The organism is Stenotrophomonas sp. K-6 (assembly GCF_056861555.1).
In genome coordinates this window covers 497,866-521,682 of sequence record NZ_JBSPUC010000002.1, presented here as the reverse complement: position 1 = coordinate 521,682, position 23,817 = coordinate 497,866, and the positions used below count along the sequence as shown (strand labels likewise).

The 23,817-nt window shown below is 66.3% G+C and carries 26 protein-coding genes; 13 read left to right on the top strand and 13 right to left on the bottom strand.

Features of this window, described 5'->3' with window-relative positions:
* The first annotated feature begins 46 nt into the window (after window positions 1-46).
* From AC13F7_RS07800 to AC13F7_RS07780, 5 genes are all read left to right on the top strand, one after another.
* Window positions 47-1,153, top strand: coding sequence for a polyamine ABC transporter substrate-binding protein (locus tag AC13F7_RS07800; protein ID WP_123728826.1), 1,107 nt, complete (start codon window positions 47-49; stop codon window positions 1,151-1,153).
* A gap of 124 nt (window positions 1,154-1,277) precedes the next feature.
* Entirely contained in the window at window positions 1,278-2,411 is a 1,134-nt protein-coding gene (locus AC13F7_RS07795) for an ABC transporter ATP-binding protein (RefSeq protein WP_019185858.1), read from the top strand.
* Window positions 2,408-3,319, top strand: a complete 912-nt coding sequence (locus AC13F7_RS07790; protein ID WP_481470648.1) for an ABC transporter permease subunit — start codon at window positions 2,408-2,410, stop codon at window positions 3,317-3,319. The genes AC13F7_RS07795 and AC13F7_RS07790 overlap by 4 nt, the downstream gene beginning before the upstream one ends.
* Complete coding sequence (locus AC13F7_RS07785; RefSeq protein WP_481470647.1) at window positions 3,316-4,161, top strand: ABC transporter permease subunit; 846 nt, start codon at window positions 3,316-3,318, stop codon at window positions 4,159-4,161. Before AC13F7_RS07790 ends, AC13F7_RS07785 begins: the two co-directional genes overlap by 4 nt.
* A gap of 75 nt (window positions 4,162-4,236) precedes the next feature.
* Window positions 4,237-5,601, top strand: a complete 1,365-nt coding sequence (locus tag AC13F7_RS07780) for an NAD-dependent succinate-semialdehyde dehydrogenase (protein WP_482999766.1) — start codon at window positions 4,237-4,239, stop codon at window positions 5,599-5,601.
* 105 nt (window positions 5,602-5,706) lie between these two features.
* Here the strand turns inward: AC13F7_RS07780 and AC13F7_RS07775 are convergent, their stop codons facing one another.
* The 8 genes from AC13F7_RS07775 to miaB all read right to left on the bottom strand — a co-directional run bounded on the left by AC13F7_RS07775 (window position 5,707) and on the right by miaB (window position 13,524).
* The gene (locus tag AC13F7_RS07775; protein WP_481470645.1) at window positions 5,707-6,705 is read right to left on the bottom strand and encodes a magnesium and cobalt transport protein CorA; all 999 of its coding nucleotides are present in this window, start codon (window positions 6,703-6,705) and stop codon (window positions 5,707-5,709) included.
* 15 nt (window positions 6,706-6,720) lie between these two features.
* Window positions 6,721-7,977, bottom strand: a complete 1,257-nt coding sequence (locus AC13F7_RS07770; protein WP_482999765.1) for a lipoprotein N-acyltransferase Lnb domain-containing protein — start codon at window positions 7,975-7,977, stop codon at window positions 6,721-6,723.
* An 8-nt stretch (window positions 7,978-7,985) separates the two neighbouring features.
* On the bottom strand, window positions 7,986-8,867 hold the full coding sequence (locus tag AC13F7_RS07765; RefSeq protein ID WP_482999764.1) for an HlyC/CorC family transporter: 882 nt from the start codon (window positions 8,865-8,867) through the stop codon (window positions 7,986-7,988).
* A 65-nt stretch (window positions 8,868-8,932) separates the two neighbouring features.
* Window positions 8,933-9,532 (bottom strand): hypothetical protein, encoded by a 600-nt coding sequence (locus tag AC13F7_RS07760; RefSeq protein WP_481470642.1) that lies wholly within the window; start codon window positions 9,530-9,532, stop codon window positions 8,933-8,935.
* Between the two features lie 81 nt (window positions 9,533-9,613).
* A complete protein-coding gene (locus tag AC13F7_RS07755; RefSeq protein WP_482999763.1) occupies window positions 9,614-10,300 on the bottom strand; it encodes a hypothetical protein in 687 nt (228 codons plus the stop codon).
* A gap of 54 nt (window positions 10,301-10,354) precedes the next feature.
* Window positions 10,355-10,840: an rRNA maturation RNase YbeY gene (gene ybeY / locus AC13F7_RS07750; RefSeq protein ID WP_019185849.1), complete on the bottom strand. Its 486-nt coding sequence runs from the start codon at window positions 10,838-10,840 to the stop codon at window positions 10,355-10,357.
* Window positions 10,837-11,823, bottom strand: a complete 987-nt coding sequence (locus tag AC13F7_RS07745) for a PhoH family protein (RefSeq protein WP_088433024.1) — start codon at window positions 11,821-11,823, stop codon at window positions 10,837-10,839. The genes ybeY and AC13F7_RS07745 overlap by 4 nt, the downstream gene beginning before the upstream one ends.
* Window positions 11,824-12,060: 237 nt before the next feature.
* Window positions 12,061-13,524 carry a tRNA (N6-isopentenyl adenosine(37)-C2)-methylthiotransferase MiaB gene (miaB, locus tag AC13F7_RS07740; RefSeq protein WP_482999762.1) on the bottom strand — a complete coding sequence of 488 codons (1,464 nt, stop codon included), beginning with the start codon at window positions 13,522-13,524 and terminating at the stop codon, window positions 12,061-12,063.
* 119 nt (window positions 13,525-13,643) lie between these two features.
* Here miaB and AC13F7_RS07735 point away from each other — a divergent pair, with 119 nt between their 5' ends.
* The 6 genes from AC13F7_RS07735 (at window position 13,644) to AC13F7_RS07710 (ending at window position 18,790) form a co-directional block, all read left to right on the top strand.
* The gene (locus AC13F7_RS07735; RefSeq protein ID WP_482999761.1) at window positions 13,644-14,606 is read left to right on the top strand and encodes a lytic transglycosylase domain-containing protein; all 963 of its coding nucleotides are present in this window, start codon (window positions 13,644-13,646) and stop codon (window positions 14,604-14,606) included.
* A gap of 171 nt (window positions 14,607-14,777) precedes the next feature.
* Window positions 14,778-15,398, top strand: a complete 621-nt coding sequence (gene petA / locus AC13F7_RS07730) for a ubiquinol-cytochrome c reductase iron-sulfur subunit (RefSeq protein WP_176989573.1) — start codon at window positions 14,778-14,780, stop codon at window positions 15,396-15,398.
* A 2-nt stretch (window positions 15,399-15,400) separates the two neighbouring features.
* The gene (locus AC13F7_RS07725; RefSeq protein ID WP_482999760.1) at window positions 15,401-16,660 is read left to right on the top strand and encodes a cytochrome b; all 1,260 of its coding nucleotides are present in this window, start codon (window positions 15,401-15,403) and stop codon (window positions 16,658-16,660) included.
* Window positions 16,661-16,697: 37 nt separating this feature from the next.
* The gene (locus AC13F7_RS07720) at window positions 16,698-17,399 is read left to right on the top strand and encodes a cytochrome c1 (RefSeq protein WP_346470678.1); all 702 of its coding nucleotides are present in this window, start codon (window positions 16,698-16,700) and stop codon (window positions 17,397-17,399) included.
* A gap of 160 nt (window positions 17,400-17,559) precedes the next feature.
* Complete coding sequence (locus AC13F7_RS07715; RefSeq protein ID WP_482999759.1) at window positions 17,560-18,195, top strand: glutathione S-transferase N-terminal domain-containing protein; 636 nt, start codon at window positions 17,560-17,562, stop codon at window positions 18,193-18,195.
* Window positions 18,196-18,346: 151 nt separating this feature from the next.
* Complete coding sequence (locus AC13F7_RS07710) at window positions 18,347-18,790, top strand: ClpXP protease specificity-enhancing factor (RefSeq protein ID WP_088433018.1); 444 nt, start codon at window positions 18,347-18,349, stop codon at window positions 18,788-18,790.
* A 62-nt stretch (window positions 18,791-18,852) separates the two neighbouring features.
* Here AC13F7_RS07710 and AC13F7_RS07705 read toward each other — a convergent pair whose 3' ends face one another.
* The 4 genes from AC13F7_RS07705 to AC13F7_RS07690 all read right to left on the bottom strand — a co-directional run bounded on the left by AC13F7_RS07705 (window position 18,853) and on the right by AC13F7_RS07690 (window position 21,495).
* Entirely contained in the window at window positions 18,853-19,209 is a 357-nt protein-coding gene (locus AC13F7_RS07705; RefSeq protein ID WP_481470636.1) for a DUF3301 domain-containing protein, read from the bottom strand.
* Window positions 19,210-19,293: 84 nt separating this feature from the next.
* A complete protein-coding gene (locus AC13F7_RS07700) occupies window positions 19,294-20,274 on the bottom strand; it encodes a DUF2272 domain-containing protein (protein WP_482999758.1) in 981 nt (326 codons plus the stop codon).
* A gap of 97 nt (window positions 20,275-20,371) precedes the next feature.
* On the bottom strand, window positions 20,372-21,229 hold the full coding sequence (gene nadC, locus AC13F7_RS07695) for a carboxylating nicotinate-nucleotide diphosphorylase (RefSeq protein WP_482999757.1): 858 nt from the start codon (window positions 21,227-21,229) through the stop codon (window positions 20,372-20,374).
* Window positions 21,226-21,495: a Trm112 family protein gene (locus AC13F7_RS07690; RefSeq protein ID WP_019186189.1), complete on the bottom strand. Its 270-nt coding sequence runs from the start codon at window positions 21,493-21,495 to the stop codon at window positions 21,226-21,228. The genes nadC and AC13F7_RS07690 overlap by 4 nt, the downstream gene beginning before the upstream one ends.
* A gap of 59 nt (window positions 21,496-21,554) precedes the next feature.
* Between AC13F7_RS07690 and purE the strand changes: the two genes are divergently transcribed.
* Together purE and AC13F7_RS07680 are read left to right on the top strand one after the other, a co-directional pair.
* The gene (gene purE, locus AC13F7_RS07685) at window positions 21,555-22,058 is read left to right on the top strand and encodes a 5-(carboxyamino)imidazole ribonucleotide mutase (RefSeq protein WP_346465464.1); all 504 of its coding nucleotides are present in this window, start codon (window positions 21,555-21,557) and stop codon (window positions 22,056-22,058) included.
* The gene (locus AC13F7_RS07680) at window positions 22,055-23,200 is read left to right on the top strand and encodes a 5-(carboxyamino)imidazole ribonucleotide synthase (protein ID WP_482999756.1); all 1,146 of its coding nucleotides are present in this window, start codon (window positions 22,055-22,057) and stop codon (window positions 23,198-23,200) included. Before purE ends, AC13F7_RS07680 begins: the two co-directional genes overlap by 4 nt.
* Window positions 23,201-23,235: 35 nt before the next feature.
* Here AC13F7_RS07680 and AC13F7_RS07675 read toward each other — a convergent pair whose 3' ends face one another.
* On the bottom strand, window positions 23,236-23,817 hold the full coding sequence (locus tag AC13F7_RS07675) for a superoxide dismutase (RefSeq protein WP_482999755.1): 582 nt from the start codon (window positions 23,815-23,817) through the stop codon (window positions 23,236-23,238).

Genomic DNA, 23,817 nt, shown 5'->3' with positions numbered 1-23,817 from the left:
GTCCGGCCGGTTCCCCCCAACTCGCACCTGACCTGTGGAGAGTCCGATGAAGCTGCGAATCCTCACCCTCGGCATTGCCGTATCCGTGCTGACCGCCTGTGGCGGCGGTGACAAGCAGGACGACGCCAAGGTGCTGAACGTCTACAACTACAGCGACTACATCGCCGAAGACACCATCCCGAATTTCGAGAAGGCCACCGGCACCAAGGTGACCTATGACGTGTTCGACAGCGATGAGATGGTGGAGACCAAACTGCTGGCCGGCAACAGCGGCTACGACGTGGTCGTGCCGACGCTGAACTTCTTCGGCCGCCAGATCAAGGCCGGTGTGTTCCTGCCGCTGGACAAGAGCAAAATCCCGAACCTGGCCAATCTCGACCCGAGCGTGATGCAGCGCATCGCACAGCAGGACCCGGGCAACGAATACGGCGTGCCGTACATGATCGGCACCACCGGCATCGGCTACAACGTGGAGCTGCTCAAGCAGCGCTTTGGTGGCAGCACCGACATCGCCAACAGCTGGGATCTGATCTTCAAGCCGGAGAACATCGCCAAGATGAAGGACTGCGGGATCACCATCCTGGATACGCCGTCGGACATGATCCCGATCGCGCTGCACTACCTGGGCGAAGATCCGCACAGCCAGGACCCGGCCACGCTGGAGAAGGCCGCCGCGCTGCTCAAGACGATCCGCCCGTACGTGCAGAACTTCCACTCCTCGCAGTACGTGGGCTCGCTGGCCAACGGTGGTACCTGCCTGGTGGTGGGCTGGTCCGGTGACATCATCCAGGCCCGTGACCGTGCGGCCGAGGCGTCCAACGGCGTGACCGTGGCGTACTCGATCCCGCGCGAAGGTGCCCCGCAGTGGTTCGACATGCTGGCCATCCCCAAGGATGCCAAGCACCCGGAGGCGGCCTACGCCTTCATCAATTACCTGCTGGAGCCGAAGGTCGCCGCGGCCAACACCAACTTCATCCACTACGCCAACCCGGTGACCACGGCCACGCCGCTGGTGGACGAGGCGATCCGCACCGACCCGACCATCTACCCGCCGGCCGATGTGGCGGCGAAGATGTTCACCTACTCGATCAACACGCCCGAGGTGGACAAGCTCTACACCCGGCTGTGGACCGAGGTGAAAACCGGGCGTTGACCGCCTCTGCGACGCCGGCCTCGTGCCGGCGTCGTCGTTTCAGGGGGTAGCACATGACGCGGCCACCACCGGTAAAATGGCATTCTCCCCCCCCGTCCCGCCGCCGCTCCCGGAGCCGCTGACCATGCCATTTGAAGCCAAGCCGGAAGGCGCGGTGCTCCCGGTCCTGGAACCGGGCTACCTGTCCATCCGCGCGCTGCGCAAGGAGTTCGACGGCTTCGTCGCGCTCGATGACGTCACCCTGGATGTGCGCAAGGGCGAGATCTTTGCGCTGCTGGGTGGCTCGGGCAGTGGCAAATCCACGCTGCTGCGTTGCCTGGGCGGCTTCGAGACGCCCACCCAGGGAACCATCGATCTGGACGGGCAGCGCATCAACGCGCTGCCCCCGTACCAGCGCCCGATCAACATGATGTTCCAGTCCTATGCGCTGTTCCCGCACATGACGGTGGAGCAGAACATTGCCTTCGGCCTGAAGCAGGACGGCATGGCCCGCGATGCGATCAATCGTCGCGTCGGCGAAATGCTGGAGCTGGTGCAGTTGACCAAGCTGGCCAAGCGCAAGCCGCACCAGCTCTCCGGTGGCCAGCAGCAGCGCGTGGCGCTGGCGCGGTCGCTGGCCAAGGGCCCGAAGCTGCTGCTGCTGGATGAGCCGATGGGCGCGCTGGACAAGAAGCTGCGCTCGCAGATGCAGCTGGAACTGGTCAACATCATCGAGACCACCGGGGTGACCTGCGTGATGGTCACCCACGATCAGGAAGAAGCCATGACCATGGCTACCCGGATCGCGGTGATGGATGCCGGCTGGATCCAGCAGGTCGGCAAGCCGGATGAAATCTACGAGCAGCCGGCCAACCGGTTCGTGGCCGAGTTCATCGGCTCGGTGAACCTGTTCGACGGCGTGCTCGACGAAGACCTGCCCGAGTACGTCACCGTGCGCACGCCGCTGTTCCCCGCGCCGATCTATGTTGCCCACGGCATCACCGGCTATGAAGGCCAGCCGGTGGCGTTCGCACTGCGCCCGGAGAAGGTGATGATCGGCAAGGACGAGCCGGCCGGGGACACCAACAAGGCGCAGGGCGTGATCGAGGAGATCGCCTACTTCGGCAGCCACTCGGTGTTCCATGTGCGCCTGCCGAGCGGGGCCAAGGTGCTGTCCAACTTCGCCAATTCGCAGCGCTGGGCCAGCGATGGCCTGACCTGGGGTGACACCGTCTGGGTGCACTGGCGCGACAACGATGGCGTGGTGCTGACCTCATGACCGCGACCGGCTGGAAACGCTGGCTCCCGGGCACGCGCGCCGGCGTGATCGCCGCGCCGTACCTGTGGCTGCTGCTGTTCTTCGCGGTGCCGTTCGTGATCATCCTGATGATCTCCTTCGCGCGCACCCAGGTCGGCTCGCCGCCGTACACCTGGCTGCTGGAGTACGTGGACGGCGCGTTCTCGCTCAAGCTCAATCTGGGCAGCTATGCCGCCCTGGTCAACGACAACCAGTACATCCTGGCGTACCTCAGCTCGATCAAGATCGCGGTGATCTCGACCCTGCTCACGCTGCTGATCGGCTACCCGATGGCGTACGTGATCTCGCGGATGAGCCCGGCCGCGCGCAACGTGGCGATGATGCTGGTGGTGCTGCCCTCGTGGACCTCGTTCCTGATCCGGGTATACGCCTGGATCGGCATCCTGGACCGCAACGGCCTGCTCAACCAGCTGCTGCTCAAGCTCGGCCTGATCGATGCGCCACTGCAGATCCTGTATACCCCGACCGCCGCCTACATCGGCATCGTCTACTGCTACCTGCCGTTCATGGTGCTGCCGCTGTACGCCAACCTGGTCAAGCTGGACAACCGACTGCTGGAAGCCGCCTACGACCTCGGTGCCAAGCCCTGGCAGGCCTTCGTGCGGATCACGCTGCCGCTCTCGCGCACCGGCATCATCGCCGGCTGCATGCTGGTGATGATCCCGGCGGTGGGGGAGTTCGTGATTCCGGAAATGCTCGGCGGTCCGGACACGCTGATGATCGGTCGCGTGCTGTGGGGCGAGTTCTTCAACAACCGTGACTGGCCCACGGCCTCGGCGGTGGCGATCGTGATGCTGGCCCTGTTGCTGGTGCCGATCCTGCTGTTCAACCGCATGCAGCAGCGCGAGCTGGAAGGAAAGCTGGCATGAGCATGGTGCGCAGCAACCGCTGGCTGGGCTGGAGCCTGCTCGGGCTGGGCTTCGCCTTCCTGTATCTCCCGATCCTGTTGTTGATGGTCTACTCCTTCAACGCCTCCAAGCTGGCCACGGTGTGGTCGGGCTTCTCCACGCGCTGGTATGGCGAGCTGTTCAACAATCGCCAAATCCTGGATGCGCTGTGGATCAGCCTCAAGGTCGCCTTCTGGACAGCCTGCGCGGCCACCGTGCTCGGCACGATGGCGGCGATGGTGATGACCCGCATGCGCCGCTTCCCGGGCAAGACCGTGTTCGGTGCGTTGATCACCGCACCGCTGGTGATGCCCGAAGTGATCCTGGGCTTCTCGCTGATGACCCTGCTGGTGGCGATGGGCGGCATTCCCGGGTTCCCCAGCCGCGGTGTGACCAGCATCTGGATCGCGCATGTCACCTTCACCCTGTCCTTCGTGACGGTGGTGGTGTCCTCGCGCCTGCAGGAGCTGGACCGCTCGCTGGAAGAGGCCGCGATGGACCTCGGCGCGAGCCGGCTCAAGGTCTTCTTCCAGATCACCCTGCCGATCATCGCTCCGGCGCTGGTGGCTGGCTGGCTGCTGGCCTTCACGCTGTCGCTGGATGACGTGGTGATCGCCAGCTTCGTGGCCGGCCCGAACTCGACGACCTTGCCGATGAAGGTGTTCTCCTCGGTGCGGATGGGCATCAAACCGGAGATCAATGCACTGGCCACCTTGATGGTGCTGGCGGTATCGATCGCGGCGGTGGTGGGCTGGTACATCACCGCCCGCGCCGAGAAACGCCGCCAGCGCGATATGCAGATGGCGCTGCAGGATCCCGGCTGAACGTCATCCCGATCCGGCAACATCCGGATCACGTGGCCGGGCGCACACTGCGGGTCTGACTTTCGGAGACCCGCGATGACCACTGACATCATCAATCCCGCGACCGGCCAGGTCACGTATCGCCATGAACTGCTTACCGCCAAGGAGGTCGAGCAGCGCTTGGCCGCTGCCGCCGAGGCGTTTCCGGCCTGGGCGGCACGCTCGCTGCACGAGCGCGGGGCCATCCTGCGCGCCATCGCCGGCCAGCTGCGCCAGCGCAAGGACGACATCCAGCACGCGATGACCACCGAGATGGGCAAGCTCAAGGTGGAGGCACTGGGCGAGATCGAGAAATGCGCCGAGGCCTGCGAGTTCTACGCCGACCATGCGGCCGATTACCTCAAGCCGCAGCTGATCGACACCGAAGCCCAGCGCAGTTACGTGCGCTATGAGCCGATCGGCTGTGTGTTCGCGGTGATGCCGTGGAACTTCCCGATCTGGCAGGTGTTCCGTTTCCTCGCGCCGGCGTTCATGGCCGGCAACGTGGCCCTGCTCAAGCACGCCAGCAACGTGCCGCAATGTGCCGATCTGATCCTGGCGGTGTGCCGCGATGGCGGCCTGCCCGACGGCGTGTTCGATGTGCTGCACATCGACAACGACCAGGCGGCCGAGGTGCTGCGCGACAAGCGGGTCAAGGCGGTCACGCTGACCGGCAGCGAGCGCGCGGGGCGGTCCATCGCCGCCAATGCCGGTGACCAGCTCAAGAAGTGCGTGATGGAACTGGGTGGCAGTGACGCCTTCGTGGTGCTGGACGATGCCGATCTCGAGAAGACGGTGGCCGCAGCAGTGAAGTCGCGCTTCGACAACAGCGGCCAGACCTGCATCGCGGCCAAGCGTTTCATCGTGGTCGATGCGATTGCCGATGCGTTCGTGGAGAAGTTCGTCGCTGCCGCCGGCAAGCGCGTGTACGGTGATCCGCAGGACGAAAAAACCACGCTTGCCCCGATGGCGCGCGCGGACCTGCGTGACGAGCTGCACAAGCAGGTGCAGGACAGCATCGCCAAGGGCGCCACGCTGCTGCTTGGTGGTGAGCCGGTGGCCGGCTCACACGCGGGTTACCCGGCCACCATCCTGGACAATGTGACGCCCGGCATGCCGGCCTATGACGAAGAACTCTTCGGCCCGGCCGCCGCGATCCTGCGCGTCCGCGATGACGCCGAAGCGCTGCGCGTGGCCAATGACACCACCTTCGGCCTGGGTGGCAGCGTGTGGACGAGCGATGCGGCGCGCGGTGAGGCGATCGCCCAGCAGCTGGAATGCGGTGCCGCCTTCGTCAACGCCATCGTCAAGAGCGACGTCCGGCTTCCGTTCGGCGGCAGCAAGCGCTCCGGTTTCGGGCGCGAACTGGCCGAGCACGGCATCCATGAGTTCATGAACATCAAGACCGTTTACGTGGCTTGATTGCGCTTGGAGCCATAGCCCCCTTGGAGTTCAAGGGGGCGCGCCGACGGGCGCGGGGGTGTGGTGATGGTGAGCCGGGGCCCGCGGTTTGCGCAGCCGCGTTACCTACAGCCAGCGCGCGCGCTTGAACAGGCGGTACAGCCCCACGCACACCGCACCCACGCCGATGATCATCGCCGGGTAAGCCCACGGCTTGTCCAGCTCGGGCATGTGGGTGAAGTTCATGCCGTACCAGCTGGTGATCAAGGTCGGGGCGGCCAACAGTGCCGCCCAGGCACCCAGGCGCTTCACCGTTTCGCCTTGGGCCAGGGTCACCAGCGACAGGTTCACGCTCAGCGCGGTGCCCAGCATCTCGCGCAGGGTATCGATCACATCGCTGATCCGCACGACATGGTCGTGCACATCGCGCAGGTACAGCTTCACTTCGTCCGGCACCAGGTCGCCCTGGTAGCGCTTGATCTGCGAGAGCATGTCCTGCAGTGGCGCGACCGCCATGCGCATCTTGTTGAGTTCGCGCTTGAGCTCGTACAGCCGCACCACGGTGTGGCGCTTGTAGTTGTCGGAGAAGATGTCCTTCTCCAGCAGTTCCAGCGTGTCGCGGTAGCGCTGGGTGATCGGCAGGTAATTGTCGACCACGAAATCCAGCACCGCATACAAGCAGTACGACGGCCCCATCGTGCGCAGCAGCTCCGGCTCGCGCTCCACGCGCGCGCGCGGGGCAGCATAGGACAGCGACGCGCCATGGCGCACCGTGACCAGGAAGCGTGGCCCGAGGAAGGCGTGTGTCTCGCCGTACTGGATGCGCTCGTCCACCATCTGCGCGGTGGTCACCACCACGAACAGCGAGTTGCCGTACGCCTCCACCTTGGGCCGTTGATGGGCGTTGCGTGCGTCTTCGATGGCCAGTGAATGCAGGCCGAATTCTTCCTGCAGCTTCAGCAGCACGCTGTCCTGGGGCTCGTAGAGGCCCACCCAGACGAAGCCGTTGTCGCTGGCGATCACATCGCTGATCGCATCCAGGCTGATGTCGTGGCGCTTGCCCTGGTCATCGTAGTGAACGCAGTTGATGACGCAGGCGGGATTTTCGGGTGTGACGGTTTCCATGGCGGGCATCGTGCGTCAGCGGCCCGTGACGGGCAGGTCACGGCGGGCCAGCACCCACGCCAGCGCGACATGGATCGGCAGCAGCAGCACGATCCACTGCAGGTTGTACTGCGCCTGCAGCGTGAGCCAATGCAGGACCAGGCCGAGCAGTGACAGCCCGGCCACCGCCCACAACACCACGCCGAACCACGCGCGTGGCAGGCGGCCACGCAGCAGCGTGATCGCGCCGGGCAGGAGCAGCAGGCACAGCGGCGAGAGCTGCAGCAGGTTGCGGTTGGCCCAGGCGGCCTGGTGCGCACTGAAGCCCCACAGGTAGGTCAACAGCGCGCCACCGATCCCGCAGAACAGCCAGAACGGCAGCGCTAGGCCGCCGAGCAGGCGGCGCCGGCGACGCAGTGCAACCACACCGGTGGCGACGACCAGGCCGCACAGCAGCCACGGCCACCAGCGGCGGGGAGACTCGGTCGGTTCCGCTGCGATCCGGTGGGGCAGCAGTTCCTGCTCGGCCTGCACCAGCGGGCGGCCTTCACTGTTGCGCACCTGGCGCAGCGCATCGGCCAGGCGCATCGGCACGAAGGCTTCCTGCCAGCGTGACAGCGGCTGATCGGCGAACGGGCCCAGGCCGATATCGAAGCCCAGCCACATCCACGGCGACGGCGAGGCCAGACGCACCGATTCGCTGCGGTAGGTGTTGCCCCGCGAGCGGCCGGACAGCTGCGAATGCAGCCCGCCGCCGAGCGCGCCATCGATCGCATCGCGGACCATGGTGGCGCAGTTGGCAGTGTAGTAATCGTAGTGGTAACGCGCATTTTCCGGCTTGGCGCGCTCGGCCAGCGACTCGGCCAGGGTGCGCGCCTGCGCGGGCGTCAGGTCCAGCCACTGCACGCTCGCGCCGCGGCCGCTCTCCTGGTAGTACGACAGGTCCTGTCCGAGCGGCAGCGCGACCAGGTAATACATCATGTCGCCGCGCACGAAGTTGCCGATGAAATCGGACTCGCTCGGGTCGAAGTAACCGAAGTTGTAGGAGGTGGCGTCACCGGTGACCGGATCGACCACCACCAGTGCGTCATGCCCGAAGCGCTCGAAGAAAATCTCGCCCGGCTGCATGGTGACCACGCCGATGCGCGGTGCCTCGGCCGTGGGTGACGGGGCGGCAGTGACCGGCGCGGCATCCTGCGCGGCCAGCGCCCCAAAGGGCAGGCTGGCCATCGCAAGCAGCGACAGCACGAACAACAGGCGGCACAGCGACCACCGATTCAAAGGGGGCCGCATGGCGTGGGTCAATCCTCGTTGTGGGTGTCGGGCGGCAGCACGGTCACATGGAACGCCTGCACACGGCGGGCATCGGCACGCGCCACGCGGAATACGAAGCGGTCCAGGGTGAGTTCGTCGCCGGTTTCCGGCAGGTGCCCGATCGCTTCGGTGACCAGGCCACCGATGGTGTCGTAATCATCGTCCGGGAACGTCGCGCCGAAGCGCTCGTTGAAATCCTCGATCGCGGTCAATGCATCGACCACGTACTGGCCGTCGGCCTGGATCGCGATCTGCGAGGTGTGGTCCTCGGCCTCGTCGTGCTCGTCGTCGATCTCGCCGACGATCTGCTCCAGCACGTCTTCGATGGTGACCAGCCCGGCGACACCGCCGTACTCATCGACCACGATGGCCATGTGGTTGCGCGAGAGCCGGAACTCCTTCAGCAGAACGTTGAGCTTCTTGGCCTCGGGGATCAGTACCGCAGGGCGCAGCAGCTCACGGATGTTGGCCGGCCCGTTGTCGGCCACCACGCCGCGCAGCAGGTCCTTTGCCAGCAGGATGCCGAGGATGTCGTCCTTGTTGTCGCCATGCACCGGGAAGCGCGAATGGCCGGATTCGACCACCTGCTTCATCAGGTCAAGGAAGGGGGCTTCGACCGGCAGGGAGACCATCTGCGAGCGCGAGATCATCACGTCGCCGACGGTGAGCTCGGCCACCGAAATGGCGCCTTCCATCATGCGCAGCGTGTCAGCGGCAATGAGGCCGTCTTCGTGCGCGGTGTGCAGTACCGCCACCAGCTCGTCGCGGGTGTGGGGTTCGCCGGAGAAGGCAGAGGTCAGGCGTTCGAGCCAGCTGCGCTTCTTTTCATTGTGCTCCTGGGGGGAGCTACTACTGTCGTCTTCAGACATCTCTGGAAAAAAAGGCACCCGGCGTGCCGGGCGTTGGATTTAGTCTATCAGGATGCGGACGCCTGTCAGCGCCCAGCCGAGGATGGATTCACGCCCGGCACGGGGGCCGGAGCGGCGCCCGGCGGTGCGGGGTCTTCCTCCGGTGGCAGGTCCAGGCTGTAGGTACAGCCGGCCAGGGTCTTGCCGGGGTGGGTCTTGACCGTGGACACGCTCAGGATCACCGATTCGATCAGGGCTTCGCCGGTGCGCGGGTCGTTGACATCGCGGCTGACCAGCTCGCGCCCGGCCATGAACTTTTCGGGGGTATCCACGCCGTCCTCCAGCGCCAGGCGCTTGGCCAGCGGGCGCGGGTCGGCCAGATCCAGGATCGCCATGATGCTGGCCCCGGCCACCGCGATGTACTCGGCGCGCTCGCCGAACACCGTGATCGGGGCGGCCAGGCGGAATTCGGTCATGAATTGGTTGGTCTGCGGCAGCGGCTGCAGGCCGTTGGCGACCGCCTTGAGCGGGTCGGCCACCACCGGGGCGACCGCATCGTAATCGCCAACGCTCTGGCGGCATTCGATCAGGGCGGTCAGATCCAAGGGCCGTGCAGGGGCGTCGGCAAACGCAGGGGCGGGCAGCAGGCCCAGCAGGCCAAGGCAGGCAAGTCGCAACGGGGTCATCGAAGCAGATCCATCAACGGAGGCGTGCAGCGCACGGACGCGGCGACGATCATAGCGGGGGAGGCCCCGCGTGGCACGGCCTCACCGGCGGCGCAGCAGCCAGCGCAGCGTGGGGAGGAAGGTGACCACGGCGATCCCCGCCGCGCACAGCACCAGCGCGGCGGTGCCCAGATGGATCGCCCCCGGGCCGCTGATGGTCGCCGCCAGCAATGTGCGCCCGAAGACAAAAGCGAACGCAGCGGCAAGGACGAACAGCAGGGCGACCTGTACCGGCCGGGCGTGGAAGGTCGGTGACTGACCCGGTGCGACGCCATCGCGACGGAGGCTGCGATACAACGTCCGCCAGCCCAGTGGCGCGGCCAGTGCGGCCGCCAGCCCCGACCATCCGATCACGCTCACGCTGGTCTCGCTCAGCGCAGGACCGCCCGGGCCCGCCAGCAGGCGGGGCAGCACCAGGCCCGAGGCCAGGCAGATGAGGGTACCGCCGATGAGCACCACCGCCGACAGGATCGCCAAACGCCGGGTCCAGGCCACGGACAACGGTGCGCGTTGCTGGCGCGCTGTCCACCAACTACGCGCCGGGGTCAGCGACAGGCGTGCAATCACCACCGACAGCGCCAGCATGCCCCATCGCAGCGCGGCGGGATCGCGGCCGGCCGGGGTCAATGCGGCAAGGCCCGGCGCACCGCTAAGGGTGTACAGCAGGCCCGCCAATGACAGTGCAAGCAGTACCGGACCCAGTGCGGAACGACGATCAGGAATTGGCATGGCGGCATACGTCCTTGTATGGCAAAGGGATCAACACACATTGCGAGGGGCCGCTCAGCGCTCGCCGGCGTACGGATCGGCAATGCCGAGTTCGGCCAGGATGTCACGCTCGAGCTGTTCCATGGCATCGGCTTCCTTCTCGTCCTCATGGTCCCAGCCGAGCAGGTGCAGCACCCCGTGCACGGTGAGGTGCGCGTAGTGGGCGTTGAGCGCCTTGCCCTGCTCGTCGGCCTCGCGGGCGACCACCGGGGCGCAGATCACCAGATCCCCCAGCAGCGGGAACTTCACGCCCTTGGGCAGGCCCTCCGGCAGTTCGGCCGGGAAGCTGAGCACGTTGGTCGCGTAATCCTTGCCGCGGTAATGCCGGTTCAACGACTGGCCTTCCTTGGCATCGACCAGCCGGATCGCCAGGTCGGCCTCGCGGATGCGGCCCTTCAGGGCGGCGGCCACCCACTTGCGGAAGCTCACCGCCGAGGGCAGCCCGGCGCGGGGCAGGGCATAGTTGATCGCGACGTCCAGTCGCACGGGACCACGGGTCATGGGGTCGCTCCGGGTTGAACCTGCTGCAGATCGCGGCGGTCGTAGGCACTGACGATGCGGGCCACCAGCGGATGGCGGACCACGTCGCGTGCTTCGAAGAAGGTGAAGCTCACGCCCTCGACATCGCGCAGCACATCGATCGCATCGCGCAGGCCGGACTTCACATGCTTGGGCAGATCGGTCTGGGTGAGGTCGCCGGTGACCACGGCCGTGGAACCGAAGCCCAGGCGGGTCAGGAACATCTTCATCTGCTCGACCGTGGTGTTCTGCGCTTCGTCGAGAATCACGTAGGCATCGTTGAGCGTGCGCCCGCGCATATAGGCCAGCGGCGCGATCTCGATGACGTTCTTCTCCAGCAGCTTGAGCACCTTTTCCACGCCGAGCATTTCATACAGCGCGTCGTACAGCGGGCGCAGGTACGGGTCCACCTTCTGGCTCAGATCGCCGGGCAGGAAGCCCAGCTTCTCACCGGCTTCCACCGCCGGGCGCACCAGGATCAGGCGCTGCACGCGCGCCTCATTGAGTGCTTCCACCGCGCTGGCCACGGCCAGGAAGGTCTTGCCGGTGCCGGCCGGGCCGATGCCGAAGTTGATGTCGTGGGTGGTGATCTGGTGCAGGTAGCGGGCCTGGTTGGCCCCACGGCCGCGCACGGTGCCGCGCTTGACCTTGATCGCCACTTCCTGCGCCTCGTAGGCGCGCTCGACCACATGCTCCACGTTGGCCTGGTTCAGCCGCAGGTGGATGGCATGGCTGTCGAACACCACATCGCCGGCTTCGGCATACAGCGCTTCGATCAGGGCCTGCGCATCGGCGACCACGGCCTTGGGGCCGGTCACGCGGAACACATGCCCACGGTTGGCGATTTCCACGCCGAGTTTGAGTTCCACCTGGCGGAGATGCTCGTCGAACGGACCGGCCATGTTGGCCAGGCGCTCGTTGTCTTCCGGGGTGAGGGTGAAGTCGCGTTGTGCGAGTGCGGTCATTGCGTCCGGCGGCCGCCGGTCCAGCCGACCGGGCCGCAAGCAGGGAAAGGGAGAACAGGGTAGCGCGGGTGTGGGGCGGCCGCTACAGCACGGGCGGAAAGCGGTTTTCCACAGGGGCTGTGCAATGCCGGTGCAGCAACCTGTGGATAGGTGACGCCAGCCTTACTGCGGCAAAGGATTCGATTGCGTGGTCAAAAAAGCGTCAACGATGACCGGGCCGTGGTCCGGTCATCCCGCTCATTCCGCCGTCACCATCCGCGCGCGCAGCGAGTTGCTGTACGCCTCGGTGATCACCACATCCACGAACTGGCCGACCAGGCGCGGGTGCCCCGGGAAGTTCACCGAGCGCATGTTCTCGCTCTTGCCGGTCAGCTCGTTCGGGTTGCGCTTGGACGGGCCCTCCACCAGCACGGTCTGCACGGTGCCGACCATCTTTTCCGAGATGGCCGCGGCCTGCTCGTTGATCCGGGCCTGCAGGCGCGACAGGCGCGCGTGCTTTTCCGCATCGGTGGTGGTGTCTTCCAGATCGGCGGCGGGCGTGCCCGGGCGGCGCGAGTAGATGAAGGAGAAGCTCTGGTCGAAGCCCACGTCCTCGATCAGTTTCATGGTCTTCTCGAACTCGGCGTCGGTCTCGCCGGGGAAACCGACGATGAAATCCGAGCTGATCGAGATGTCCGGGCGCACTGCGCGCAGCTTGCGGATCTTGGATTTGAATTCCAGCGCGGTGTAGCCACGCTTCATCGCCGAGAGCACGCGGTCGCTGCCCGCCTGCACGGGCAGGTGCAGGAAGTTGGCCAGCTGCGGCACATCGCGGTAGGCATCGATCAGCGAATCGCTGAACTCCAGCGGGTGCGAGGTGGTGAAGCGGATCCGGCCGACGCCGTCGATCTCGGCGATGGTGCGGATCAGCAGGCCCAGGTCGGCAAACTCGCCGTCGCCATACGGGCCGCGGTAGGCGTTGACGTTCTGGCCGAGCAGGTTGATCTCCAGCACGCCCTGGGCCGCCAGCTGCGCCACTTCCACCACCACGTCCTCGAACGGGCGGCTGACCTCGGTGCCGCGGGTGTAGGGCACCACGCAGAACGAGCAGTACTTCGAGCAGCCTTCCATGATGGAGACGAACGCGGAGGCACCCTCGGCGCGCGGCTCGGGCAGGGCGTCGAACTTCTCGATTTCCGGGAAGCTGATGTCCACCTGTGACTTGCCTGATTCACGGCGCTGGCGGATCAGTTCGGGCAGGCGGTGTAGGGTCTGTGGGCCGAACACAAGGTCCACATGCGGCGCGCGCTTGATGATCGCCTCGCCTTCCTGCGAGGCCACGCAGCCTCCGACGCCGATGATCACGCCGCGTCCGTTGTTCTTCAGCGCCTTCCAGTAGCCGAGTTGGCTGAACACCTTCTCCTGGGCCTTCTCGCGGATCGAACAGGTGTTCATCAACAACACATCGGCCTCGGCCGGGTCGTCGGTAAGCTCAAGCCCTTCCGAGGCGGCGAGCACGTCGGCCATCTTGGTCGAGTCGTACTCGTTCATCTGGCAACCGTGGGTCTTGATGTACAGCTTGCCGCGCACCGGTCCGGTCACCTGCGGCTTGGCGCCGGGCAGGGGGAGCAGGTCGGGACGCGGGGCGGAGCTGGGCGGAGCGGAGGCAGGCAGGGTAGAACCGGCCGAAGTGGGCGCGGTCGAAGCTGGCGTCCCGGTCATGGCGCTTATTCCAGTCGGGTGGGCGGGCAAGCAGCCGGATGGCTGCGGTGAGCAGGCCATTGTAGCCAGGTCGGGCGCCCCCCTTGGCAATCTCCGGCGAATTGGGGACACTCCCGCTCATGAAGGGGATGTTGGGGATCGCTGCGCTGGCCTTGGCTGCGCTGACCGCTATGCCGGCCAGTGCGGGCACGCTGTACAAGTGTGTCGGCGCCGACGGCATTCCCAGCTATGTGAGCAAGCGCGTGGGCGGGGCCAGCTGCAGCGTGATCAGCAGCTACCGGCCCGACCGCAGCGCGCCTCGCCGGGCCTTGCCGCCGCCCGCGCCGACTCCGGCCGCCCAGATCGCCAGCGCTACACCTGCAGCAGGGGTCACCGCCGTGCCGGCCCGGGCCGATACCGCCACGGCCGCCACCGCGATCACCCCCGCCCCGGCTCCGGCCCCGGCCACCGTGTTGACCGCGCCGCCCACCCGGGCCCCCGCAGCGGGAAAGGCAGGGCAGGTCCGCAGCGGGCAGCTCTATTCGTATATGAAGGACGGCGTGCGCCATTACACCAGCGCACGGCCGGCCCAGATGGCCAGCCTCGGGCAGGTCCGCACCATCCATTACACCTTCATCGAGCGCTGCTACGCCTGTGGCGCGAACCCCTCGGTCAACTTCGGCTCGGTCCGCCTCAACACCACGGCCTACCAGAGCGAGATTGCCGCGGCCGCCCGGGAGTTCGGGGTGGAAGAAGCCGTCGTGCGCGCGATCATCCACGCCGAGTCCGCCTACAACCCGCTGGCGCTGAGCCGGGCCGGGGCGCAGGGCCTGATGCAGCTGATGCCGCCCACCGCGCGCCGCTTCGGGGTCAGCGATTCCTATGATGCCTCGCAGAACATCCGCGGCGGCGTGCAATACCTGTCCTGGCTGCTCAAGCGCTTCAATGGCGATCTGACCCTCGCCGCCGCAGGCTACAACGCGGGCGAGGGTGCGGTAGCCCGCCATGGCGGCGTGCCCCCTTACAGCGAGACCCAGTATTACGTGAAGCGGGTGGCCGTGTTGGCCGACCGCTATCGGAGTGCGGTCGCCACCCAGCAATAACCGATGGCGCCGGGAGTACCTGATGCCGTACTGTCGGGGTAATGTCGTTCCGTAGTACCGCGTTGTGTGGCCGACTTCGGTTCAGCTACACTCGCGGCTGATTCAATGTGGACTGGCCCCCACCGGTCTGCTGGCAGCCTCAAGCTACCTAAATCAATATCGGAGTGCCGGATGGCCAACGATGGGGTAAACGATCCAGTCAATACTGGACGTCGACGGTTTCTCTCAGCAACCACTGCGGTGGTCGGAGCGGTCGGCGTCGGATTTGCAGCGGTACCGTTCATCAAGTCCTGGAATCCCAGCGCCCGCGCCAAACTGGCCGGTGCCCCGGTGATTGCCGACATCAGTGCGCTCCAGGAAGGCCAGCGTCTGGTCATGGAGTGGCGTGGACAGCCGATCTGGATCGTCAAGCGCTCCAAGGCCATCCTCGAAGCGCTGCACGGGCTGGACGGCCGCCTCAAGGACCCCGGCTCGGGCGAGAAAGAACAGCAGCCCGAGTACGTGCTCAAGCAGAATCCCGAATTCCGTTCGATCAAGGCCGAGGTCTCGGTGCTGGTCGGGCTGTGCACCCATCTGGGCTGTTCGCCGGAAATGGTCGCCGAGATCCGCCCCGAGCCCTACGACCCGCAGTGGAAGGGCGGCTATTTCTGCCCCTGCCACAAGTCGCGCTTTGATATGTCCGGTCGCGTGTTCAAGGATGTTCCGGCACCGATCAACCTGCTGGTGCCGCCGCACCATTACCAGGACGACAACACCATCATCATCGGCGTTGATCCGCAGGGGGCGGCTTGATCATGGCCAATATCCTTTCCCGCACCGCCACCGGCGTCGCCGACTGGGTCAATGCACGCGCGCCCGGGCTGATGCCGGTCTACCGCAAGCACGTCAGCGAGTATTACGCGCCGAAGAACTTCAACATCTGGTACTACTTCGGCTCGCTGGCGCTGCTGATCCTGGTCAACCAGATCGTCACCGGCATCTTCCTGACGATGCACTACAAGACGAACGCGGCCGAAGCGTTCGCCTCCATCGAATACATCATGCGGGACGTGGAGTGGGGTTGGCTGATCCGCTACATGCACTCCACCGGTGCCTCGCTGTTCTTCATCGTGGTCTACCTGCACATGTTCCGCGGCCTGCTCTACGGCAGTTATCAGAAGCCGCGCGAGCTGGTCTGGATCCTCGGCATGCTGATCTACCTGGTGCTGATGGCCGAAGCCTTCATGGGCTACGTGCTGCCGTGGGGCCAGATGTCGTTCTGGGGCGCCAAGGTGATCATCTCGCTGTTCGGCGCGATCCCGGTGATCGGCACCGGCCTGACCGAATGGATCATGGGTGATTACCTGCCCAGCGACGCCACCCTCAACCGCTTCTTCGCGCTGCATGTGATCGCGCTGCCGCTGGTGCTGTTGCTGCTGGTGGTGCTGCACCTGGGCGCTCTGCATGAAGTGGGCTCCAACAACCCGGACGGCGTGGAGATCAAAAAGGGCCCGAAGGGCAACCGCTGGTCGGCCACCGCGCCTACCGACGGCATTCCCTTCCATCCGTACTACACGCTCAAGGATGCGGTAGGCGCCGGCTTCCTGCTGATCATCGCCGCCTTCATCATCTTCTTCGCCCCGGCCTTCGGCGGGTTGTTCCTGGAGCACGACAACTTCACCGAGGCCAACCGTCTGGTGACGCCCGAGCACATCAAGCCGGTCTGGTACTACACCCCGTATTACGCGATGTTGCGCGTGGTGCCCAACAAGCTCGGTGGCGTGATCGTGATGTTCTCGGCGATCGCCATCCTGTTCCTGGTGCCGTGGCTGGACCGCGCGCGGGTGAAGTCCTACCGCTACCGTGGGCTGCTCTCGCGCGGCCTGCTGGGCATGTTCGCGGTGTGCTTCGTCTGGCTGGGCGTGATCGGCTCCGGACCGGGTACGGATGCGCACGAGACCTACATCGGGCGCGTGCTGACCTTCCTGTATTTCGCCTTCTTCATCACCATGCCGCTATGGACCAAGCTGGACAGGACCAAGCCGGTACCGGACCGGGTGACCACGCATGACTGACCACTGGATTGTCCGGCTGGCCTGCGCAGCGGCCCTGATGTTTGGCGTAGCGGTGGCCGATGCCGCCGAAGGTGCCAAGACCCTGCAGGCCGGCAATGATCTGAGCGATCGTGCTTCGCTGCAGCGTGGCGCACAGCTCTACATGAACTACTGCTCGGGCTGCCACGCGCTGAAATACCTGCGCTACTCGCGCATGGCCGCCGATCTCGGGCTGAGCGAAGAAGAGGTCATGAACAACCTCAACTTCACCGGCACGCCGGTCGGCGAGCCGATCCCGGTGACGATGCCCAAGGCGCAGGCCGAGAAGTGGTTCGGCAAGATGCCGCCGGATCTGAGCCTGATTTCGCGCGTGCGGGGCAGCGACTGGGTCTACACCTACCTCAAGTCGTTCTACCTGGATCCCACGCGGCCGCTGGGCTGGAACAACACCGTGTTCCCGAATGCCTCCATGCCCAACCCCCTGTGGGAAATGCAGGGGTTGCAGCACGCGGTGCATGGCAAGCCGGAGAACCCGGGTGAAGATCCGCCGGTGGTCGGCCTGAAGATCGAGCAGCCGGGCAACATGGATCCCGGCCAGTACGATCAGGCGGTGCGCGACATCACCAATTTCCTGGAGTACGCCGGCGAGCCGGCCGCGCTCAAGCGGCAGAAGCTGGGTGTCTGGGTGATCCTGTTCCTGGCGCTGCTGACCTTCCTGGCCTATCTGCTCAAGAAGGAATACTGGAAGGACGTCCACTGAGCCGTCGGGCGCCGTCCTGTGTCGATCGTTCCTCCCGTGGGACGATCGACCTATTGGCTTTTGTGATGTGCGGTTGCACACTCGGGTACTGTGACGACCGTCGGCAATGGGCTGGCGGCGCCGATACGACCGGCGGTTACCGGACGTTGGAGAGCCTTTGATGGCGGCGAGCGTACGCATGCGGAACACCCTGACGCTGTTTTCCTCGAACGACGATGTCCTGTGCCATCGCGTGCGGCTGGTACTGGCGGCCAAGGGCGTCACTTATGACTCCGTACCGGTCGATCCGCAGAACCCGCCCGAAGATCTCATCGATCTCAATCCGTACCACTCCGTGCCTACCCTGGTGGAGCGCGAGCTGGTGCTGTACGCGGCGTCGGTGGTCAGTGAGTACCTGGACGAGCGCTATCCGCACCCGCCGCTGATGCCGGTCGATCCGCTCTCGCGGGCCCGCATCCGCTTGGCGATGCTGCGCATCGAACATGACTGGGTGCCGCAGGTGCAGGCCATCCAGTTGGGCAACAAGACCCAGGCCGAGGCCGGGCGCAAGCGGCTCAGGGAACTGCTGACCAGCGCGGTGCCGTTGTTCAAGGCCAGCAAGTTCTTCCTCAATCCGGAAATGAGCCTGGCCGACTGCGCGATGGCGCCGATCATCTGGCGCCTGCAGGCCTTGGATGTTGCCCTGCCCAAGGATGGCAAGTCGATCGAAGACTATGGCAACCGTATTTTCCGGCACCCTGGCTTCATCCGCAGCCTGACCGATCAGGAAAAGAAACTGCGCGACCTGCCGGCCTGACCCACGGGCGCGCGTGCCGGTGCGGCACCGGTGGACTGAACGAAATCGCGGTGCCGGGACGCGCCATGGCTGACCTGCGGGCAGGCGGGCGCGTACACTTGCACCAGGCAATCCGGATCAAGACCAGTCGAGCACGGCTCGGCGCTACCACATGACTGAAGACACTTTTCGCATGACCAGCCACCGTCCGTACCTGTTGCGGGCCTTGGTGGAATGGATCAATGACAACGACCTGACGCCGCATATCCTGGTCGACGCCGGCATGCCGGGCGTGCAGGTGCCGCAGAGCGCGGTCAAGGACGGCCGCGTCGTCCTGAACATCGCCGAGCGCGCCGTGGTGCGCCTGCATATCGACAATGACAGTGTGAGCTTCTCGGCCCGCTTCTCCGGCACCAGCTACCCGGTGCAGGTGCCGATCTCGGCCGTGCTGGCGGTGTATGCCCGCGAGACGGGGCAGGGCATGGCGCTGCCGGATGACATCCCGGGCCACGAGCCGGGTCCGGACGATGAGCTCCCGCCGGATGATTCACCGACGCCGCCGGATGACGCACCGCCCAAGCCCAGCGGTCGCCCGCATCTGCGGGTGGTCAAATAAGCTACACCATGGCCGCCGCAAGGCGGCCATTTCATTGGGAGTGCCGACCGCTGGTCGGCTGCTCACACGTCCTCGGCATCGCGCGTATCCATATCGCGCCGGATCTCGCTGATCCTCGCCGCCGATGGCCCGACGAACGTGATCAGCTGATCACCGCGCAGCACCATGCGGCCGCTGTGGCGGTCCACGCCGTCGTGCGAATACTCGAACTTGAAGGTGCGCTCCCAGCCCAGCCACCCGTTGTCCTTGCGGCACACGCGCAGGCCGGTGGCGTGCACGCTCTGGTCCAGCCACTGCACATCGGCAGCGCGGCAGGCATTGCGGCCAAGCACGCCGGCACGCTCGGCGGCGGCACGCGAGGAATTCCAGAAGGCGTAGGCGAACGCGCCGGCAATCATCAACAGGATCAAACTGGGCATCGGTGACTCGGCGCGGTCAGGGAGGTCGGTCCCCCCAAGATGGCGACGAATGCGGCGCGGATCAAGCCATCCGCGCGTTTGCCATTACTGCGTGCGCGATGGCGGTGGCGATGGTGTCACCGGGCCGGGCACCGGCATACCGGTCGGAGCGGGCGCGTCCATAGGCACCGCTGCCGGCGCGGTGGCCACCAGTTTCAGCAGTGCGGCCCAGTCCTGGCGATTGAAGCTGCATTCGTCTTCGCGTCCCGGTGTGCAGCCCAGGTCCACCCCGTCGCCTGCACTGGCTTTCGCGGGGGGCAGCTCGATCCGGCCGCTGCGGTCCAGCGACAGTTTGCGCAACGCCACGGTGTTCATGACATTGCCGCCGATCAGATACAGCGTGCGATCGCCGCCCATGTTGGCCGCGATCACCACTTCGCAATGCGACTTCCAATGCGTCACCGAACCACTGCCCAGCGACTGCACCAGCCCGCTGTAACTCAGGGTCTCGCGCCGGTCGCGCAGGTAGCACAGCAGGTCGCCGGGCGCGGGTTTCTCCTGCGCAGGATCGGTCATCCGGTACGGTCCGCTGTTTTGGTACGCGGCGCGGATGTAGTCGATGTGCCGGGGCGACCGGGTGAAGCCGGGCACCGAGGCCCGGGTCATCACCCAGGAAATGAAGGCGGCTGACCACGGGTTGTCGACCAGGAACGCGCGGCAGTCGGTGTCGGTATAGCGCGTGCCCGGCGGGGCCATGCAGCTCGATGCGCCGGGCTGGCTGCCCATCGGGGACAACGTGCCGCTCTGCCGCCAGTAGCCGACCACCCGCTGCCAGGCGACCAGACCGTTGTCGGCCAGGTGGACGTCCTCGGCTTCGGTGACACTCAGGCTGGCTGCGCGGCCATCACGGTCGATGAAGGGCCGATACCAGAGGCGGTGTTCGTTGCAGGCGGTCTGCACGATGGACACGGCCAACGGGCTCAACCCGAAGCGCGGGGGCACATCACAGACCTCGGCGGCGGACGCTTGGAGCGGCAGCAGCGCGAGCAGGGGAGACAGGCAGGCGAGAAGCGGCAGGCAGCGCATGCGTGCATTCCAGGTGGGGGCAGACGCAGCCTCGCAGACCGCATCTGCCCATACCGTGAAAGTGCGGCTGGCCGTCGATCAGGGATCGACGCGCGCGTCAGCCCGGGGGCGGCCCCAGTTTCAATGACAGATCGATCGCCTGCACGTGCTTGGTCAGCCCGCCAATGGAGATGCAGTCCACACCGTCCTCGGCGATTGCACGCAGCCCGTCCAGGCTGACGCTGCCGGACACTTCCAGCGGGATACGCCCGGCCGCGATGCGCACGGCCTCACGCCGCGTGGCAGCGTCGAAGTCGTCGATCAGGATACGGGTGCAGCCGACCGCCAGCGCCTCGCGCAACTGGTCCAGGTCTTCGACCTCGACTACCAGCGGCAACGCCGGCCACTGCGCACATGCCGCGAGGACCGCTGCGGTCAGCGAGCCGGCCGCGCGGATGTGGTTTTCCTTGAGCATCACCGTGTCGAACAAGCCCAGGCGATGGTTGTCGCCGCCGCCGCAGCGCACCGCGTATTTCTGCGCGACACGCAGCCCGGGCAGGGTCTTGCGGGTGTCCAGGATCCGCGCGCCGGTACCGGCCACCGCCGCGACGTACTGCGCGGTGGTGGTGGCCGTGCCGGACAGCGTCTGCAGGAAGTTCAACGAGGTCCGTTCCGCGCTCACCAGGCTGCGGTTGCGGCCCTGCAGCAGCGCCAGCACGGTGCCGGCGGCGACGCGGTCGCCCTCGGCCACGCGCCACTCGATCCTGACGTCCGGATCGAGCGCCCGGTGGGTCGCATCGAACCAGGGGCGGCCGGCGATCACGGCGTCCTGCTTGCACAGCAGGTACGCGCTGTCGGGGCGGTCCGGGAGCAGGGCGGCGGTGACATCACCGCTGCCGATGTCCTCGGCCAGTGCACGGGCCACATCGGCGGCCACCAGGGCGGCCTCGGGGGCCGGCACGGGGAGGTGGCTCATTTTTCCGGGAAATCGGCGATCTGGGCGGTGGCGATGGCCTCTTCGGCCAGCAGCACCGGGATGCCGTCGTCCACGCGGAACACCTGCTTGCGGTCGCGGGTCAGCAGGGCCTCGCGCAGCGTCTGCGCCTGCGGGCTGCCATCGGCCTTGAGCACGGCACCGCTGCCGATCGCGCGGTTGAGCGCGTCCAGGCCGGTGGCGTCGAGCAGGGACAGGGGCTGGCGCGTATCGGGCGAGCACAGGAGGTCGAGCAGCTTGCGATCCATGGATTCTTCGTCTTGCGTGGAAGACGGCTAGAATACGTCTTTAAGGCAGGTGACGGCCAATGACCCTCAACCAAACCGCGCCGCTCGTCGGCATCGTCATGGGATCCCGCTCGGATTGGGAAACCATGCAGCACGCCGCCCAGAAGCTGGATTCGCTGGGTGTTCCCTATGAAGTGAAAGTGGTCTCGGCGCACCGCACGCCGGACGTGCTGTTCACCTACGCCGAGCAGGCGGGCCAGCGTGGCCTGCGCGCGATCATCGCCGGTGCCGGCGGGGCCGCGCACCTGCCGGGCATGATCGCCGCCAAGACCGCCGTGCCGGTGCTGGGCGTGCCGGTGCAGTCCAAGGCCCTCAATGGCATGGATTCGCTGCTCTCGATCGTGCAGATGCCGGCCGGTATCCCGGTGGCCACCTTCGCCATCGGCAACGCCGGCGCCTCCAACGCCGCCCTGTTCGCGGCCGCCATGCTGGCGTCGGATCAGCCGGCGATCGGTGAAGCGCTGGACGCCTTCCGTGCCCGCCAGACCGAAGATGTCATGGCCCACGACGACCCGCGTCAATGACCAGGACCGTTGGCATTCTGGGCGGCGGTCAGCTCGCCCGCATGATGGTTCTGGCCGGTGCGCCGATGGGGCTGCGCTTCGAGCTGTTCGATCCGGCCGCCGATGCCTGTGGTGCCCAGGTGGCACCGCTGCAGGTGGCCGCGTTCGAGGATGAGGCGGCCTTGGCGGCCTTCGCCGCGCGTGTGGACGTGGTGACCTTCGACTTCGAGAACGTGCCGGCACGCAGCGCGAAGTTCCTGGCCGAGCGCGTGCCGGTGTATCCCAATCCGGATGCGCTGGCCGTGGCCCAGGATCGGCTCAGTGAGAAGACCCTGTTCCAGTCGCTGGGCATTCCGCTGCCCGCCTTCGCCGATATCCGCAGCCGCGACGAACTGGCGGCCAAGGTGGGCGAGTTCGGCATGCCCTGTATCGTCAAGACCCGTCGGCTGGGGTACGACGGCAAGGGCCAGTTCCGGATCCGCAGCGCGGCCGACATCGACGCAGCCTGGGACACCCTCGGCAGTCATGTCGAGAAGACCGGGTTGATTCTGGAGGGCTTCGTCGCCTTTGATCGCGAGGTCAGTGTGGTGGCGGTGCGTGGGCAGGAGGGCGAGTTCCGCGCGTGGCCGATCACCGGCAACTGGCACGTCAACGGTGTGCTTTCGGCCAGCCTGGCCCCCGCACAGCTGTCGGCGGCGCAGCACGAGGCGGCCATCGGCTACGCCCGTGCCTTGGCCGAGCGCCTGGACTACGTGGGCGTGTTCGCGCTGGAGTTGTTCTGCCGCGGCGAAGAGCTGCTGGCCAACGAGATGGCACCGCGCGTGCACAACTCCGGCCACTGGACCATCGAAGGCAGCGAGACCTCGCAGTTCGAAAACCATCTGCGTGCCGTGCTTGGCCTGCCGCTGGGCGACACGCGCATGCGCGGCCATGCCTGCATGCTCAACTGGATCGGGCAGATGCCCGATGCTGCGGCGGTGCTCGCCCAGGCCAGCGGCCATTGGCATGATTACGGCAAGCAGGCGCGGGACGGCCGCAAGGTCGGCCATGCCACGCTGCGCGATGATGATGCGGCGGCGTTGGCCGGTGCATTGGAAAGCGTCGGTGGGCAGCTGGATCGCGCCGACCAGGTCGCGCCGGTGATCAAGGTCCTGCGCGGTTGACGGACCGGTAGTGCCGGCCGTTGGCCGGCACCGCCTCAATCGCGCAGTTGCGCGGTCACGAAGTCCCAGTTCACCAACTTCCAGAACGCCTCCAGATATCGCGCGCGCTCATTCTGGTAGTCGATGTAATAGGCGTGTTCCCACACATCGCAGGCCAGCAACGGGGTGCTCTCCCCGGTCAGTGGCGTGCCTGCGTTGCGCGTCACCTGGATCGCGAGCGCACCATTGGGGTGCTGCACCAGCCACACCCAGCCCGACCCGAACAGGCTCAACGCCGCACGGTCGAATGTTTCGCGCAAGCGTCTGGCATCCCCGAAGTGGCGGGTGACCAGTTCACCCAACCGGCCCTGCGGATCGCCCCCGGCGCGCGGGTGCAGGCACTGGAAATAGAACTGGTGGTTCCAGGCCTGCGCGGCCGCGTCGAACAGGCTGCCCTGGCTCTGGCGGACGATTTCCTCCAGGGGCAGCTCGGCCAGCTCCGTGCCTTCGATACGTGCATTCACCGTGTCCAGATAGCCACGGAAGTGCCGCCCGTGGTGAAGGTCCAGTGTCTCCGCGGACAGGTGGGGCTGAAGGGCGGCGCGGTCGTAGGGAAGGCGAGGCAGTTCGAGGGGCAT

Excerpts from the sequence above, each read along its gene's own strand:
- AC13F7_RS07680 (WP_482999756.1), top strand. The coding sequence starts at position 22,055 with ATGACCAGGACCGTTGGCATTCTGGGCGGCGGTCAGCTCGCCCGCATG.
- AC13F7_RS07755 (WP_482999763.1), bottom strand. The coding sequence starts at position 10,300 with ATGCCAATTCCTGATCGTCGTTCCGCACTGGGTCCGGTACTGCTTGCA.
- AC13F7_RS07770 (WP_482999765.1), bottom strand. The coding sequence starts at position 7,977 with ATGCGGCCCCCTTTGAATCGGTGGTCGCTGTGCCGCCTGTTGTTCGTG.
- AC13F7_RS07715 (WP_482999759.1), top strand. The coding sequence starts at position 17,560 with ATGGCGGCGAGCGTACGCATGCGGAACACCCTGACGCTGTTTTCCTCG.
- AC13F7_RS07735 (WP_482999761.1), top strand. The coding sequence starts at position 13,644 with ATGAAGGGGATGTTGGGGATCGCTGCGCTGGCCTTGGCTGCGCTGACC.
- miaB (WP_482999762.1), bottom strand. The coding sequence starts at position 13,524 with ATGACCGGGACGCCAGCTTCGACCGCGCCCACTTCGGCCGGTTCTACC.
- ybeY (WP_019185849.1), bottom strand. The coding sequence starts at position 10,840 with ATGACCCGTGGTCCCGTGCGACTGGACGTCGCGATCAACTATGCCCTG.
- AC13F7_RS07795 (WP_019185858.1), top strand. The coding sequence starts at position 1,278 with ATGCCATTTGAAGCCAAGCCGGAAGGCGCGGTGCTCCCGGTCCTGGAA.
- purE (WP_346465464.1), top strand. The coding sequence starts at position 21,555 with ATGACCCTCAACCAAACCGCGCCGCTCGTCGGCATCGTCATGGGATCC.
- AC13F7_RS07705 (WP_481470636.1), bottom strand. The coding sequence starts at position 19,209 with ATGCCCAGTTTGATCCTGTTGATGATTGCCGGCGCGTTCGCCTACGCC.
- AC13F7_RS07800 (WP_123728826.1), top strand. The coding sequence starts at position 47 with ATGAAGCTGCGAATCCTCACCCTCGGCATTGCCGTATCCGTGCTGACC.
- AC13F7_RS07700 (WP_482999758.1), bottom strand. The coding sequence starts at position 20,274 with ATGCGCTGCCTGCCGCTTCTCGCCTGCCTGTCTCCCCTGCTCGCGCTG.
- AC13F7_RS07675 (WP_482999755.1), bottom strand. The coding sequence starts at position 23,817 with ATGCCCCTCGAACTGCCTCGCCTTCCCTACGACCGCGCCGCCCTTCAG.
- nadC (WP_482999757.1), bottom strand. The coding sequence starts at position 21,229 with ATGAGCCACCTCCCCGTGCCGGCCCCCGAGGCCGCCCTGGTGGCCGCC.
- AC13F7_RS07725 (WP_482999760.1), top strand. The coding sequence starts at position 15,401 with ATGGCCAATATCCTTTCCCGCACCGCCACCGGCGTCGCCGACTGGGTC.
- AC13F7_RS07790 (WP_481470648.1), top strand. The coding sequence starts at position 2,408 with ATGACCGCGACCGGCTGGAAACGCTGGCTCCCGGGCACGCGCGCCGGC.
- AC13F7_RS07780 (WP_482999766.1), top strand. The coding sequence starts at position 4,237 with ATGACCACTGACATCATCAATCCCGCGACCGGCCAGGTCACGTATCGC.
- AC13F7_RS07785 (WP_481470647.1), top strand. The coding sequence starts at position 3,316 with ATGAGCATGGTGCGCAGCAACCGCTGGCTGGGCTGGAGCCTGCTCGGG.
- AC13F7_RS07720 (WP_346470678.1), top strand. The coding sequence starts at position 16,698 with ATGTTTGGCGTAGCGGTGGCCGATGCCGCCGAAGGTGCCAAGACCCTG.
- AC13F7_RS07710 (WP_088433018.1), top strand. The coding sequence starts at position 18,347 with ATGACTGAAGACACTTTTCGCATGACCAGCCACCGTCCGTACCTGTTG.
- AC13F7_RS07690 (WP_019186189.1), bottom strand. The coding sequence starts at position 21,495 with ATGGATCGCAAGCTGCTCGACCTCCTGTGCTCGCCCGATACGCGCCAG.
- AC13F7_RS07765 (WP_482999764.1), bottom strand. The coding sequence starts at position 8,867 with ATGTCTGAAGACGACAGTAGTAGCTCCCCCCAGGAGCACAATGAAAAG.
- AC13F7_RS07775 (WP_481470645.1), bottom strand. The coding sequence starts at position 6,705 with ATGGAAACCGTCACACCCGAAAATCCCGCCTGCGTCATCAACTGCGTT.
- AC13F7_RS07760 (WP_481470642.1), bottom strand. The coding sequence starts at position 9,532 with ATGACCCCGTTGCGACTTGCCTGCCTTGGCCTGCTGGGCCTGCTGCCC.
- petA (WP_176989573.1), top strand. The coding sequence starts at position 14,778 with ATGGCCAACGATGGGGTAAACGATCCAGTCAATACTGGACGTCGACGG.
- AC13F7_RS07745 (WP_088433024.1), bottom strand. The coding sequence starts at position 11,823 with ATGACCGCACTCGCACAACGCGACTTCACCCTCACCCCGGAAGACAAC.